The 14477-nt window shown below is 70.9% G+C and carries 14 protein-coding genes; 2 read left to right on the top strand and 12 right to left on the bottom strand.

What is annotated here, in order from left to right; all coding sequences use genetic code 11:
* Positions 1–685 precede the first annotated feature (685 nt).
* On the bottom strand, positions 686–1234 hold the full coding sequence (locus ACFVYN_RS20210) for a M23 family metallopeptidase (RefSeq protein ID WP_390000400.1): 549 nt from the start codon (positions 1232–1234) through the stop codon (positions 686–688).
* A gap of 390 nt (positions 1235–1624) precedes the next feature.
* Here ACFVYN_RS20210 and ACFVYN_RS20205 point away from each other — a divergent pair, with 390 nt between their 5' ends.
* On the top strand, positions 1625–2257 hold the full coding sequence (locus ACFVYN_RS20205) for an HAD family acid phosphatase (RefSeq protein ID WP_390000307.1): 633 nt from the start codon (positions 1625–1627) through the stop codon (positions 2255–2257).
* 72 nt (positions 2258–2329) lie between these two features.
* On the opposite strand, the gene ACFVYN_RS20200 is transcribed toward ACFVYN_RS20205, so the two are convergent.
* Positions 2330–4855 (bottom strand): ATP-dependent Clp protease ATP-binding subunit, encoded by a 2526-nt coding sequence (locus ACFVYN_RS20200; RefSeq protein ID WP_352387958.1) that lies wholly within the window; start codon positions 4853–4855, stop codon positions 2330–2332.
* A 430-nt stretch (positions 4856–5285) separates the two neighbouring features.
* On the opposite strand from ACFVYN_RS20200, the gene ACFVYN_RS20195 reads away from it, so the two are divergent.
* Positions 5286–6038 carry an SCO3374 family protein gene (locus ACFVYN_RS20195; RefSeq protein ID WP_390000302.1) on the top strand — a complete coding sequence of 251 codons (753 nt, stop codon included), beginning with the start codon at positions 5286–5288 and terminating at the stop codon, positions 6036–6038.
* 34 nt (positions 6039–6072) lie between these two features.
* On the opposite strand, the gene ACFVYN_RS20190 is transcribed toward ACFVYN_RS20195, so the two are convergent.
* The 10 genes from ACFVYN_RS20190 to ACFVYN_RS20145 all read right to left on the bottom strand — a co-directional run bounded on the left by ACFVYN_RS20190 (position 6073) and on the right by ACFVYN_RS20145 (position 14318).
* Positions 6073–6408 carry an Lsr2 family protein gene (locus ACFVYN_RS20190; protein WP_031044473.1) on the bottom strand — a complete coding sequence of 112 codons (336 nt, stop codon included), beginning with the start codon at positions 6406–6408 and terminating at the stop codon, positions 6073–6075.
* A 222-nt stretch (positions 6409–6630) separates the two neighbouring features.
* Positions 6631–7179, bottom strand: coding sequence for an amino-acid N-acetyltransferase (locus ACFVYN_RS20185; RefSeq protein ID WP_390000299.1), 549 nt, complete (start codon positions 7177–7179; stop codon positions 6631–6633).
* 9 nt (positions 7180–7188) lie between these two features.
* Complete coding sequence (locus ACFVYN_RS20180) at positions 7189–7581, bottom strand: BlaI/MecI/CopY family transcriptional regulator (protein WP_390000296.1); 393 nt, start codon at positions 7579–7581, stop codon at positions 7189–7191.
* Between the two features lie 149 nt (positions 7582–7730).
* Positions 7731–7895 carry a hypothetical protein gene (locus tag ACFVYN_RS20175; protein ID WP_390000293.1) on the bottom strand — a complete coding sequence of 55 codons (165 nt, stop codon included), beginning with the start codon at positions 7893–7895 and terminating at the stop codon, positions 7731–7733.
* Positions 7896–7953: 58 nt separating this feature from the next.
* Positions 7954–8646, bottom strand: coding sequence for a hypothetical protein (locus tag ACFVYN_RS20170; RefSeq protein ID WP_390000397.1), 693 nt, complete (start codon positions 8644–8646; stop codon positions 7954–7956).
* A gap of 255 nt (positions 8647–8901) precedes the next feature.
* Positions 8902–9699 carry a type III pantothenate kinase gene (locus tag ACFVYN_RS20165; RefSeq protein ID WP_390000291.1) on the bottom strand — a complete coding sequence of 266 codons (798 nt, stop codon included), beginning with the start codon at positions 9697–9699 and terminating at the stop codon, positions 8902–8904.
* Positions 9700–9704: 5 nt separating this feature from the next.
* Positions 9705–10688 carry a carboxylating nicotinate-nucleotide diphosphorylase gene (nadC, locus tag ACFVYN_RS20160; RefSeq protein ID WP_390000288.1) on the bottom strand — a complete coding sequence of 328 codons (984 nt, stop codon included), beginning with the start codon at positions 10686–10688 and terminating at the stop codon, positions 9705–9707.
* A 5-nt stretch (positions 10689–10693) separates the two neighbouring features.
* Positions 10694–12403, bottom strand: a complete 1710-nt coding sequence (locus ACFVYN_RS20155) for an L-aspartate oxidase (RefSeq protein WP_390000285.1) — start codon at positions 12401–12403, stop codon at positions 10694–10696.
* Entirely contained in the window at positions 12400–13392 is a 993-nt protein-coding gene (gene panC, locus ACFVYN_RS20150; RefSeq protein WP_390000282.1) for a pantoate--beta-alanine ligase, read from the bottom strand. Before panC ends, ACFVYN_RS20155 begins: the two co-directional genes overlap by 4 nt.
* Positions 13389–14318, bottom strand: coding sequence for a Rossmann-like and DUF2520 domain-containing protein (locus ACFVYN_RS20145; RefSeq protein ID WP_390000279.1), 930 nt, complete (start codon positions 14316–14318; stop codon positions 13389–13391). The genes panC and ACFVYN_RS20145 overlap by 4 nt, the downstream gene beginning before the upstream one ends.
* Positions 14319–14477 lie beyond the last annotated feature (159 nt).

The following is a 14477-nucleotide window of genomic DNA, read 5'->3' as shown; positions in this document are numbered from 1 at the left end:
CGAGAGGGGCGCGAGGGGCTGCCGCCTCCGGTTGGAGCCGAGAGGGGCGAGGCCGAGGGCCACAACTGAGTCGCGGGCAACCAGGACGGCCTACGGTTCGACCGAGGGCGACGCGACGAGCCGACTCCGCGGTTGGGGAGGTCGCCGCGGCGGACCAGGGCGCCTCGACGACCCCGGAGGCCACACAAGAGCCCAACCCCCACAGTTGCAGCCGGAGAACGGCGAGGCGCTGATGCCCGCCGCTGAGCCGCGGGAAACCAGGAGGGCCTACGGCTCGACCGCGAGCGACGCGACGAGCCGACTCCGCGGTTCGATCCGGACGCCACACAAGAGCCCACCGCCCGCGGGCCTCTCCGAGAGGGGCCGGACCGGCCGGCCTGCGGTTCGGCCGGGGACAGTGCGATGGGCCGACACCTGCGGCCCGCCCCCTGGGGGCAGCCCCAACGGCTCGCCCCCGACCCACCCCGACGTCGATGCCTGCCGGGTAGCCGACGCCGACCGGGAGCGCAGTCCCCCGGCGGGCCGTCACCGCAGTCCGAGGCCGCACGCACAGGACGCCCCGAGCGGGTTGCGTGGCCCGGCGACGGACTCGAGTCAGGGATGTGCCGGCCCAACCTCCGCACGCCCACCCCCGCAAACCCTCCGCTCACCCGGCCAACCGCACCCCGGCCGCCCGCCGCCAGGCTCAGACCTTGACGCCCTTGCCGCGCAGGAAGGCGACCGGGTCGATGGCCGAGCCGTAGTTCGCGGTCGTGCGGATCTCGAAGTGCAGGTGCGGGCCGCTGGTGTTGCCGGTGTTGCCGGACAGGGCGATGCGCTGACCGGTCCTGACTATCTGGCCGACCTTGACCTTGATCCGGGAGAGGTGGGCGTACTGCGAGTACGTGCGGTTGCCGTGCTTGATCACGATGGCGTTGCCGTAGGCGGGACCGTCACCGGCACCGCCCGGACCCGCCTTGACCACGGTCCCGCCGTGCGCGGCGACGACGGTCGTACCGCTCGGCACCGCGAAGTCCTGCCCGCTGTGGGTGGACTGCCACATGCTCCCGGCCTGGGCGTAGCTCGCGCTGAGCGTGTACTTCTTCACCGGGTCGACCCAGGACGCCGAGGAGGACGCGGCCGAGGCAACGCCGGCGCCCAACACGGCCGTCGCCCCCACGGACGCGGCCATGACGGCCACACGGGTGCGGAGCAGGGACGTACGGGAGGAGCGGCGGGAGAAGCGCTGGAACATTCGGAACCTCATGAAGCCGGGGACAGGGAGACCACCCGGCGCACGACGGCGGCCGGATGGCGCATCCCTTGGTAACCCCGAAGCCCGAATACCCCCAAACAGCCCAACTACGACTGAATGTAGTAATAGGTCGAGAACGGACATCCGTAAAGTCCGTCTCTTTACCTCTATCGCCCTAAAACCCGCCCCACATCTTTCCACTATTCCGACTAGTAATGGACAAATCGCCTGTGCGGCAAGTCACCGGCGACCCCGATGCAAAAGTCTCGCCATGTGACGCACGCCTCTAGCGCCCTACCAACCGGTAACCCTACGGTTCCCCTCGCGCCACCCTCGTCCCCGAACATGCACCAGACAACGGCATACGGACGTGAGAGGACCCCCACGAAAATGAGAAGCCGACGCCCCTGGGCGCGCCGCACAGCCGTCACCACCGTCTCCGCAGCCGCACTCGTCGCCCTGGCCATTCCGGCCGAGGCCGCGACGGCCACCGCAAGCGCCCCCACGACCGCCACGGCCGCCGCCGCGGACGTCGACTACGCCACCTGGCAGGCCGACTGCCAGGCCGTCATGAACCAGGCCCTCCCCTACCTGAAGACGCGTATCGCGGCCACCAAGCCCGGTGAGAAACAGGCGATCGTCTTCGACATCGACAACACCACCCTGGAGAGCGACTTCGGCTTCAGCTACCCCTCGCCGGCCAACAAGCCCGTCCTGGAGGCCGCGAAGTACGCCCAGGAGCACGGCGTTTCCCTGTTCTTCGTGACCGCCCGCCCCGACATCATCGCCTCGGCGACCAACTACAACCTCAAGTACGTCGGCTACCAGGTCGGCGGCCTCTACGTCCGCAACTTCATCGACCTGTTCAAGGACGTCGCCGCCTACAAGACCGCCCAGCGCGTCGACATCGAGAACAAGGGCTACACGATCATCGCGAACATCGGCAACAGCGCCACCGACCTGTCAGGCGGCCACGCCGAGAAGACCTTCAAACTTCCGGACTACAACGGCCAGTTGTCCTGACCTGACGGCACGCAAGAGGGGCCGGTGCTCTGAGAGCACCGGCCCCTCTTGTCGGCCCTGCGGCCGTGAGGCTTAAGCCTCCTTGCTCAGGTTCGGTCCGGCACCGCCGGCCGCCTGCTCGATCGGCGGGACGTCCGGCAGCGCCGACTTCTCCTCGCCGCGGAAGGTGAAGGTCTTGGTCTCACCCTCGCCCTCCGTGTCGACGACCACGATGTGACCGGGACGCAGCTCGCCGAAGAGGATCTTCTCCGACAGCGTGTCCTCGATCTCGCGCTGGATCGTGCGACGCAGCGGTCGCGCACCCAGCACCTGGTCGTAACCCTTCGTGGACAGCAGCTCCTTGGCGGACTGGGAGAGCTCGATGCCCATGTCCCGGTCCCGGAGACGCTCGTCCACCTTGCCGATCATCAGGTCGACGATCTGGAGGATGTCGGCCTGGGTCAGCTGCGGGAAGACGACCACGTCGTCGACGCGGTTGAGGAACTCGGGCCGGAAGTGCTGCTTGAGCTCGTCCGAGACCTTGTTCTTCATGCGCTCGTAGTTGGTCTTCTTATCGCCCGAGGCCGCGAAGCCCAGGTTGAAGCCCTTGGAGATGTCCCGGGTGCCGAGGTTGGTCGTCATGATGATGACCGTGTTCTTGAAGTCCACGACCCGGCCCTGGGAGTCGGTCAGGCGACCGTCCTCCAGGATCTGCAGCAGCGAGTTGAAGATGTCCGGGTGGGCCTTCTCGACCTCGTCGAAGAGAACCACCGAGAACGGCTTGCGCCGCACCTTCTCCGTCAGCTGGCCGCCCTCTTCGTAGCCCACGTATCCGGGGGGCGAACCGAAGAGCCGCGAGACCGTGTGCTTCTCGCTGAACTCCGACATGTCGAGGGAGATCAGCGCGTCCTCGTCACCGAAGAGGAACTCCGCGAGGGCCTTGGACAGCTCGGTCTTACCGACACCGGACGGGCCAGCGAAGATGAACGAACCACCGGGACGCTTCGGGTCCTTGAGGCCCGCACGCGTACGACGGATCGCCTTCGACAGCGCCTTGACGGCGTCGACCTGGCCGATGACCCGCTTGTGGAGCTCGTCCTCCATGCGCAGCAGACGCGAGGACTCCTCCTCGGTCAGCTTGAAGACCGGGATGCCGGTGGCGGTCGCGAGGACCTCGGCGATCAGCTCGCCGTCGACCTCGGCGACGACGTCCATGTCGCCGGCCTTCCACTCCTTCTCCCGCTTGGCCTTGGCGGCCAGGAGCTGCTTCTCCTTGTCGCGCAGGGAGGCGGCCTTCTCGAAGTCCTGCGAGTCGATCGCGGACTCCTTGTCGCGGCGCACGCCCGCGATCTTCTCGTCGAACTCGCGCAGGTCCGGCGGCGCGGTCATCCGGCGGATGCGCATCCGGGAACCGGCCTCGTCGATCAGGTCGATCGCCTTGTCCGGCAGGAAGCGGTCCGAGATGTACCGGTCGGCCAGCGTCGCGGCCTGGACGAGGGCCTCGTCCGTGATCGAGACACGGTGGTGGGCCTCGTACCGGTCGCGCAGACCCTTGAGGATCTCAATGGTGTGCGGCAGGGACGGCTCCGCGACCTGGATGGGCTGGAAGCGGCGCTCGAGGGCCGCGTCCTTCTCCAGGTGCTTGCGGTACTCGTCCAGCGTCGTCGCACCGATGGTCTGCAGCTCACCGCGGGCCAGCATCGGCTTCAGGATCGAAGCCGCGTCGATGGCGCCCTCGGCGGCACCCGCACCGACCAGCGTGTGCAGCTCGTCGATGAACAGGATGATGTCGCCGCGGGTGCGGATCTCCTTGAGGACCTTCTTCAGGCGCTCCTCGAAGTCACCGCGGTAGCGGGAGCCGGCGACCAGCGCGCCGAGGTCGAGCGTGTAGAGGTGCTTGTCCTTCAGCGTCTCGGGCACCTCGCCCTTGACGATGGCCTGGGCGAGGCCCTCGACGACGGCGGTCTTGCCGACGCCGGGCTCACCGATCAGCACCGGGTTGTTCTTGGTACGGCGGGACAGCACCTGCATGACCCGCTCGATCTCCTTCTCGCGCCCGATGACCGGGTCGAGCTTGGACTCACGAGCGGCCTGGGTGAGGTTCCGGCCGAACTGGTCGAGGACCAGGGACGTCGAGGGGGTGCCCTCGGCAGGCCCGCCGGCGGTGGCGGTCTCCTTGCCCTGGTAACCGGAGAGCAGCTGGATGACCTGCTGCCGCACCCGGTTGAGATCTGCGCCCAGCTTGACCAGGACCTGGGCGGCGACGCCCTCGCCCTCACGGATCAGGCCGAGCAGGATGTGCTCCGTGCCGATGTAGTTGTGGCCCAGCTGAAGGGCCTCGCGGAGCGACAGCTCCAGGACCTTCTTGGCACGGGGGGTGAAGGGGATGTGCCCGGACGGGGCCTGCTGCCCCTGCCCGATGATCTCCTCCACCTGCTGGCGGACCGCCTCGAGCGAAATCCCGAGGCTCTCAAGGGCCTTGGCGGCGACACCCTCACCCTCGTGGATCAGGCCCAGGAGGATGTGCTCGGTGCCGATGTAGTTGTGGTTGAGCATCCGGGCTTCTTCCTGAGCCAGGACGACAACCCGCCGCGCGCGGTCGGTGAACCTCTCGAACATCGTTAATCGCTCCTCAGAGCGGTCAGGCAGTGGGGGGAACTTCCCCTCCCTGTCCTTCCGCAGCTTAGTCCCGCAAGCGGGGACCGCTCATTCCAACTGCCGACACCGTCCTTGGCCTCCTGACCCCGAACGCCGACATCTGCTCCAACCCGATGGTGCGAGACGATGTTCCCGCAGGCCAGGCAGTTACCCCAGTCGCCAGTACGCCGATGGCGAACGTGAGACGGCCTTTCCTGCGTGTCGACCCCTCCCACTAGGGATGTCTTACCCGCTCGGACCGACAGTCCATGCCGTACGCCCCCCGTCCCTCCGCTACGGGCGAACAACCTTGTGCCACCCCGCACCCCCGCGCGCCCCCTTTCCGGCCACTCTTCGCGCATGCCGGTACACCCAGCGTAACTCTCGTGCCTTTTCGGCGGTTGCACTTGGCATGGTCGCCAGCCACCTCCCTCCGGCCACGGATCTCACCGCGGTCCCGCTCCCCCGACGACCGCTCGACGCGGCGGTCTCCGGCGACGATCAGGTCCGCCGCTGGTACGAGAACGAACTGGGCTGGCCCACGGTGCCCGCGAGCGCCCCCGAATCTCCCGTACGACTGCTCCTGGGGCTGCGCTTCGACGTCCTGGACGTTCCGGCGGAGGCGGGCCGGGCGGCCCTGCGCCATCTCGCCGAGGCCTCTCCGGTGGCGCTGCGGGGCGACCGTATGCGGCTCCTGGTGGCGGCGGGCAGCGCGGAGGAACTGCCGGGCCTGCTGGACTGGCTGGAGTGGGGCACGCTGGCGCTCGACCTGCGGGCGATCGGCAGGGGCTGTGTGATGCGGGCACCCTGTCCGCCGGAGCCGGGGGTGGGCGGACCTGGGGAGGTGCCGTCGGGGCGGCCTGTGCGTCCGGGGCCCGGCGCGGTCGTATCCCTCGCCCCGCCCTCGCTCCCGGAACCGGGCGGACTCCTGCCCCGGCCGTCCGGTGACCCCGATCGCCTCCGTCGGCGACTGCCGGGCCGCCAGGGCGCCCTGCAGGGGGCCGCCGTGTGGGTGCGGCCCCCCGAGCCTGGGTGCGAGGTCGAGGCCTCGCTGCCGACGATGTCGGCGCTGGGGGGCGGTGGGGGCGCCCCCGATCTCGTGCGCGTCGTGAACACGGTGGCGACACAATGCCACCGGCTGCGGCTGCGGCAAACCCGGCCATAAGCCTTCGCATGCCCCGGCCTTCGTGACCTTTCGATCAGGCGTTGGCCTTCTCGTAAGCCTCGCGAATGCTCGCCGGAACACGGCCGCGGTCATTGACCTCGTAACCGTTCTCCTTCGCCCAGGCACGGATCTGAGCGGTGTCCTGGCTGCCACCGGAAGCGGCCCGCGTCTTTCCGCGACCGCCGGAAGCACGGCCCCCGGTGCGGCGACCGCCCTTCACGTAGGGCTCGAGAAGGCCACGAAGCTTGTCCGCATTGGCGGTCGTGAGATCGATCTCGTACGTCTTGCCGTCCAACGCGAACGTGACGGTCTCGTCCGCCTCGCCGCCGTCGATGTCATCGACAAGAAGGACCTGAACCTTCTGTGCCACCGGATTTCCTTTCATCCAATACTTGAGGGCCGGGGGTCTGCGGCGTCCGCCGTTTCGCCGTCCCCTGTTATATGCAGTACTGCAGTACGTCGGAAAGCAAACCGCTTTTGCCTGAAAAACACAAACCCCCGGGAGAGACCGACAGGGCTCTCCTCGTCCGGAAACGTGCGCGTTTCGGACATAGGGAACCTGGGCAGGGCCGAGCGCCGGAATCCTTGGCGATCACAGATGCAGAAGCATCCGGCTGTTGCCCAAGGTGTTCGGTTTCACTCGTTCGAGGCCGAGGAACTCTGCCACGCCTTCGTCATAGGAACGCAGCAGCTCCGCGTAGACATCGGTGTCAACGGGCGTCTCACCGATCTCGACGAAGCCGTGCTTGCCGAAGAAGTCCACTTCGAAGGTGAGACAGAAAACGCGGCGAACACCGAGCCAGCGGGCCGTCTGCAACAACTTCTCCAGCAACTGATGCCCGACCCCGGCACCCTTCAGCCCGGGCTTCACGGCGAGAGTGCGCACTTCCGCGAGGTCTTCCCACATGACATGCAGGGCGCCGAAGCCGACCAGCTCGGCGTTGTCGTCGCGCTCGGCGACCCAGAACTCCTGGATGTCCTCGTAAAGCGTCACCGTCGCTTTGTCGAGCAGGATGCGGTCGCGGACGTAGGTGTCGAGGAGACCACGGATGCCGGCGACATCGCTGGTACGGGCCCGCCGGACCGTGATGGCTTTTGCGGTGACTTCGGGGTTCTCGGCGGAGGGGCTGTTCGCGGACATGAGCGGACGCTATCGCCCGCCGCCCCGCGATGCCGAGCCGGGGTTCTCCGCGGACGGTCCCTGGACCATGCGTACCGCGTCCTGGAGTGCCAGTCGCTGTTCCTCGCTCATCATCCCGAAGAAGGCGACGAGAGCGGCGGCGGGGTTGTCACTCTGGGACCAGGCGTCGTTCATCAGTGCGGCGGCGTAGGCGGCCCGTGTGGAGACCGCCTCATATCGATAGGCCCGGCCTTCCGCCTCACGGCGCACCCAGCCCTTCTGATGGAGATTGTCCAAAACGGTCATCACCGTGGTGTAGGCGATGGACCGTTCCTGCCGAAGGTCTTCCAGGACTTCTCGAACGGTGACCGGGCGGTTCCACTTCCACACCCGCGTCATGACCGCGTCTTCGAGTTCTCCCAATGGGCGAGGCACAGCTCAGCACAATAGTGGGAGATCCGGCTTTCGGCGTGACGGACGTGCTCTTTCGACGTCAAACAGCAACAAAAAGGGCGCACGACTCCGAAAGCGCGGTGGCTCGGAGAGTCGTACGCCGACGAGGGCGCGGTCGGTCAGTCGGCCTGCTTGGTCGCCTCCGCGCGCGCGAGAGCCGCGTCGACGGCCGCGTCCTCCTTGGCCTTGTTGGCCCCGCCCTGGGTCTTCACGATCACCCGGATCAGGCCGATGAAGAACGCGGCCATGACGACCGGGGGCACGAGCGCGGAGACATAGTCCATGCGTCCAGGGTAGCCAGGCGCGAACGGACAACTCGGGCGGGGTGCGGACTGTGCCGCGTCAGCCCGCGGCCAGGTGCTGCGGGGGGTTCGACGGGGGCGGGGCCGGCTTGCGGCGCGGGAAGACCTCACCCGGGGTGGGGATGGGGCGGGAGGGCTTCGGGGCGGCGGGGGCCGGTTTCTCCGCGGGCTTCACCGGCGGCTTGGCCGGCTCCTTGCGCGGTGCGCGCTGCGGCTCCTTGGCGTCCTGGTCCGCCGGAGCGCCCAGGACGCTCCCGCGAGGGTCGCCGGAAGGGCCTGCGGACCGGCCCCCGGGCAGCGCCAACAGGCGCGTACGGGAGGCGGGGACCACCGGGGCCACCGGGGCGCGCCGGGCGCCCGTGACGCCCGCGAGACGGGCTCGTACGTCCCGTTCGGCCAGCATCTGGCAGCGGATCAGCAGCGCCGCCGCGACCGGGTTGCCGCGCAGCGCCCGGAGTGCGGCGAGGTCGTCGGGGTCGGGCCGGTACCCGGCGCCCAGGGCCTCCTCCAGCAGGGTGAGGTAACCGGCGGCTGTGCCGGGCAGTGCGGCGCGGTACCGGGCGAGGTCGGCCACCAGGAAGGCGCGCAGCCGGGCCCCCTCACTCACCGCCTCGTCGAGGGACTCGGCGAGGCGGTGGCAGTCCTTGATGTCCTCGGCCGAGGCAGGGGCGGGGTGAAGGGCGAGGGCGAGAGCGCGGCGGAGCACACGCAGCTCCTCTGCGCCGAACACCATGCCGCCGCGGGATCCGTATGGCGTGGGCATGCGGCGACAGTACGCGCTAATCAGACAAACTCGTCATAGCGGACGGGTGTGGCGTGAGGAGCCACCCGCCCGGACCTGCGGCGGCCGAGGCGCGGGGCCGCCGGCGGTCGGACCGTCGGGCGGTTGCAGCCGAGCGGTCGAGCCGTCGGACAGCCGGACCGCCAGGCCGCCGAGCCCTCGGGTCCCCGGGCAGCCGGGCCGCCGGGCAGCCGGGCCGCCGGGCGGTCACATGCGCGACACGTTGCGCTCGTACACCAGCCGCAGCCCCACCAGCGTCAGCCAGGGCTCGTGCTCGTCGATCACCGAGGACTCCCCCAGCACCATCGGCGCGAGCCCGCCCGTGGCGATCACCGTCACGTCGTCCGGGTCCTGCGCCAGCTCCCGGGCCATCCGGCCCACCACGCCGTCGACCTGTCCGGCGAACCCGTACACGATCCCGGACTGCATCGCCTCGACCGTGTTCTTGCCGATCACGCTGCGCGGCCGGGCCACCTCGATCTTCCGCAGCTGCGCCCCCTTCACGCCGAGCGCCTCCACGGAGATCTCGATGCCGGGGGCGATGACCCCGCCGACGTACTCCCCGCGCGCGGACACCGCGTCGAACGTCGTCGCCGTACCGAAGTCCACGACGATCGCGGGCCCGCCGTACAGCTCGACGGCCGCCACCGCGTTGATGATCCGGTCGGCGCCGACCTCCTTGGGGTTGTCGGTGAGGATCGGCACCCCCGTCTTGACCCCCGGCTCGACCAGCACGGCCGGCACGTCGCCGTAGTAGCGCCGCGTCACCTCGCGCAGCTCGTGCAGCACGGACGGCACGGTCGCGCAGATCGCGATCCCGTCGATGCCGTCGCCCAGTTCGTCCCCCAGGAGCGGATGCATGCCCATCAGGCCCTGCAGCAGCACTGCCAGCTCGTCCGCCGTCCGGCGCGCGTCCGTGGAGATCCGCCAGTGCTCGACGATGTCCTCGCCGTCGAACAGCCCGAGGACGGTGTGCGTGTTGCCTACGTCGATCGTGAGGAGCATCGCGACTACTCCGCCTCGCGCAGATCGAGACCGATGTCGAGGATCGGCGAGGAGTGGGTGAGCGCCCCGACGGCGAGGTAGTCGACACCGGTGTCGGCGTACGCGCGCGCGTTGGCCAGCGTCAGCCGTCCGGAGGCCTCCAGCGCGGCCCGCCCGTCCACGAGCGCGACGGCCTCCCCGCACTCGCCGGGCGTGAAGTTGTCCAGCAGGATCAGGTCGGCGCCCGCGTCCACGACCTCCCGCAGCTGGTGCAGGGTGTCGACCTCGACCTCGATCGGCAGGTCCGGGAAGGCTTCCCTGACGGCCTTGAAGGCCTGCGCCACGCCACCGGCGGCGACCACGTGGTTGTCCTTGACCAGCGCCGCGTCGGACAGCGACATCCGGTGGTTGACCCCGCCCCCGCACCGCACCGCGAACTTCTCCAGCGACCGGAGCCCGGGAGTCGTCTTGCGGGTGTCCCGCACGCGCGCCTTGGTGCCCTCCAGGGCGTCCGCCCACGCGCGCGTGGCGGTCGCGATGCCGGAGAGCCGGCACAGCAGGTTCAGGGCGCTGCGCTCGGCGGTGAGGAGGTCACGCGTGCGCGTGGTGACCGACAGGAGCTTCTGGCCGGCCTCCACCCGGTCGCCGTCCTCGACGTGCCGCTCGACCTCGAACTCGTCCTCGCAGACCACCGAGACGACCGCCTCGGCGACCCTGAGGCCGGCCACGACGCCCGCCTCGCGCGCGACGAAGTCGGCGGTGGAGACGGCGTCCTCGGGGATGGTCGCGACGGTCGTCACGTCCACGCCGTGGTCGAGGTCCTCCTGGATGGCGACGTTGGCGATGTCCTCGACCTCCACGGGGTCGAGCCCGGCGTCGGCCAGGAGCTGCGCGAGCGCGGGGTCGAGCCCGCACTCCAGGTACTCCTCGTCGCCGCCGTCGGCGGTGCCGCAGGCACAGCCGTCGCCGCAGCCGCCGGACGAGGCGAGGGGAAGGTCGTCGGTGCTCACTGGTGTCACTGCTCCTGAGGGTGCTGCCGGGTCGGGGGGAAGTCTGCGGTATCGGTGGTGTGCACGGCGAGGGTCCGGTCGGGATTCAGCCGTACGACGATGTGGCGGCGCCATGCCGTGTCGTCCCGGTCGGGCTTGTCCTCGCGCCAGTGGCAGCCGCGCGTCTCCTCGCGCTGCAGGGCCGCGGCGGTCAGGACCCGGGCCACGCACAGGAGGTTGGTGGCCTCCCAGGTGTCGACGCCGGGCTCGGCCGTCTTGCCGTTCTCGGCGAGGGCGTCGCGGGCGTCGGCGTGCAGTCGCTGCAGCTGGTCGGCGGCCGTGGAGAGGGACTGGGCGGAGCGCAGCACGCCCGCGCCCTGGGTCATGATCCGCTGGATCGCGAACCGTGCCTCGGGGGCGAGCAGCGGGTGTGCGGGCCGCTCGGTCCGCTCGACGGGGGCGGGCACACGCGCGTGGAGGCCTGCCCGGCTCGCCACGATGTCGGCGGAGATGCGCTCGGCGTAGACCAGGCCCTCCAGGAGGGAGTTGGAGGCCAGCCGGTTCGCCCCGTGCACACCGGTGCAGGCGACCTCGCCGCACGCGTACAGGCCCGGGACGGTCGTACGGCCCCGGGAGTCGGTGCGCACGCCGCCGGAGGCGTAGTGGGCGGCCGGCGCGATCGGGATGGGCGCGGTGACCGGGTCGATGCCGTGGGCGCGGCAGGCGGCGAGGATCGTCGGGAAGCGGTGCTCCCACATGTCGGCGCCGAAGTGCCGGGCGTCGAGGAACATGTGCTCGGCGTCCCGCTCCTGCATGCGGCGGGTGATGCCCTTGGCGACGATGTCGCGGGGCGCCAGCTCGGCCAGTTCGTGCTGCCCGGCCATGAAGCGCACGCCGTCGGCGTCGACCAGGTGGGCGCCCTCGCCGCGCACGGCCTCGGAGACGAGCGGCTGCTGGCCCTCGGCGTCCGGGCCGAGGAACAGCACGGTGGGGTGGAACTGCACGAACTCCAGGTCGCTGACCTCGGCGCCCGCGCGCAGGGCGAGCGCGACGCCGTCGCCGGTGGACACGGACGGGTTGGTGGTCGCGGAGAACACCTGGCCCATGCCGCCGGTCGCGAGGACGACCGCGGGGGCGTGCACGGCCCCCACGCCGTCGTGCTGGCCCTCGCCCATGACGTGCAGGGTGACGCCCGCCGTACGGCCGTCGGCGTCGGTCAGCAGGTCGAGCACGAGCGCGTTCTCGACCGTGCGCAGTCCCCGCGCGCGTACGGCCTCGACGAGCGCACGGGAGATCTCGGCGCCGGTCGCGTCACCGCCCGCGTGCGCGATGCGGCGGCGGTGGTGGCCGCCCTCGCGGGTGAGCTCCAGGTCGCCCGCCTCGGACTCGTCGAAGTGCGCGCCGGTCTCGATCAGGCGGCGTACGGCGTCGGGTCCCTCGGTGACGAGGATGCGGACGGCCTCCTCGTCGCACAGGCCCACGCCCGCGACCAGCGTGTCGTCCAGGTGCTGTTCGGGGGTGTCGCCCTCGCCGAGGGCCGCGGCGATGCCGCCCTGCGCCCAGCGGGTGGAGCCGTCGTCCAGACGGGCCTTGGTGACGACGACGGTCCGCAGGCCCTCGGCCTCGCAGCGCAGGGCGGCGGTGAGCCCGGCGACCCCGGAGCCGACGACCACGACGTCCGCGGTGATGGACCACCCGGGCGCGGGCGCGTGCAGTCGTATGCCTGTGCTGGTCACGAGGCGGCTCCGAAGGTCAGGGGGATGTTGTCGATCAGCCGGGTCGTCCCGACCCGGGCGGCGACGGCGAGGACGGCCTCGCCGGTGAAGTCGTCCTCGATCTCGGTGAAGTCGGACGGGTCGACGAGCGCGAGGTAGTCCAGGGCGAGCGGCGGGTCCTGGCGCGCGGCGTCGTCGAGGATCAGTCGGGCTGCCGCGCGGACGGCCGAGGGGGCTCCGGGCAGGGCCTTCGCGACCGCGTGCGCGTCGGCGGCCGCGCGGGACTCGCCGAGGGCGCTCAGGGCCTCGGCACGCGCGTGTGAGGCCGGCACTTCGCGGGCCCGCGCGCGCAGCGCCTCCTGTGCCGCGTGCCGGTCGCGGCCCGCGAACAGCGCGCGGGAGAGCGCGAGTGCCGTACGCCGTTCCGTCGGGCCGAGGTAGCGGTTGCGGCTGGAGAGGGCCAGGCCGTCGTCCTCGCGCACGGTGGGCACGCCGACGATCTCGACACCGAAGTTCAGGTCGCGCACCATCCGGCGGATCAGGGCGAGCTGCTGGGCGTCCTTCTGGCCGTACAGAGCGATGTCGGGGCGGGTGAGGTGGAGCAGTTTGGCGACGACGGTCAGCATGCCGTCGAAGTGGCCGGGGCGCGCGGCGCCCTCCAGGAGCTCCCCCATCGGGCCCGCGCTGATGCGCACCTGGGGCTCGCCGCCGGGGTAGACCTCGTCCACGGAGGGCGCGAAGACGGCGTCCGCGCCGGAGTCCTCGGCGATCTTGAGGTCGGCGTCCAGGGTGCGCGGATAGCGGTCGAGGTCCTCGCCCGCACCGAACTGGAGGGGGTTCACGAAGACGGTGACGACGACCTCGCCGTCCGGTCCGGCGATCTCGCGCGCGGTGCGGATCAGCGTGGCGTGGCCCTCGTGCAGGGCGCCCATGGTCATCACGACGGCCCGGCGGCCCACGCGCGTGCGTGCGTGCAGTTCACCGGCGGTACGCAGCAGGGTCGTGGTCATCGGGCGTCTCCCTCGGCGCCGTCGGTCCCGGTGGCGAGTACCCCGAGGAGGTCCTCGGCGAGCTCCGGCTTCAGCAGGCCGTGGGCGAGCGCCCGGTCGGCGGTCGCGCGGGCCATCGCCAGATAGCCGGCGACGGTCTGCGGGGCGTGCCTGCGCAGTTCCGTGACGTGCGCGGCAACCGTGCCGGCGTCCCCGCGCGCGACGGGTCCGGTCAGGGCCGCGTCGCCGGAGCGCAGGGCGTTGTCGAGGGCGGCGCCGAGCAGCGGGCCGAGCATCCGGTCGGGGGCCTCGACGCCGGCCGAGCGCAGCAGCTCCATGGCCTGGGCGACCAGCGTGACCAGGTGGTTGGCGCCGAGGGCGAGGGCCGCGTGGTACAGCGGGCGCATCTCCTCGTCGATCCACTCGGGCTCGCCGCCCATCTCGATGACGAGGGCCTCGGCGGCCAGCCTCAGTTCCTCGGGGGCGGTGACGCCGAAGGAGCAGCCCGCGAGGCGCTGGACGTCCACGGGAGTGCCCGTGAAGGTCATCGCCGGGTGCAGGGCCAGCGGCAGCGCTCCCGCGCGCCGGGCGGGGTCCAGGACCTTCGCGCCGTAGCGCCCGGAGGTGTGCACGAGCAGCTGCCCCGGCCGCACGGCCCCGGTCTCGGCGAGGCCCTCGACGAGACCGGGCAGGGTGTCGTCGGGGACGGTCAGCAGCACCAGGTCGGCGCGCTGCAGGACGTCCGCGGGGGTGACCATCGGGACGTCCGGGAGCAAGAGCGCGGCCCTGCGCCTGGAGGCGTCGGAGACTCCGGAGACGGCCACCGGACGGTGCCCGGCGAGCTGGAGGGACGCGGCGAGCGTCGGCCCCACCCGGCCGGCGCCGACGACGCCGACGGTGAGCCGCGCTGGGCGGTCCTTGCTGTCTGGCTGTTGAGCTGTACTCACGCGACGACGGCCTTCCCGTTCCAGTCCGCATCTGGGTACCGGACGATTTCTCGTCATGTTAACGCGATCGGTCCGAGGGGCGTCCGGTTGTCCACAGGCTGTGGGTTTCCGTGTGGGCCGGGGCGTACGGAAATCCGGGTGCCCGCGCCCGGGGCGCAC

The sequence above is a fragment of the Streptomyces sp. NPDC058307 genome (assembly GCF_042880295.1).
GTDB lineage: Bacteria > Actinomycetota > Actinomycetes > Streptomycetales > Streptomycetaceae > Streptomyces.
The sequence above is the reverse complement of the archived record's forward strand: the minus strand, read 5'-3'. Positions and strand labels throughout refer to the sequence as shown.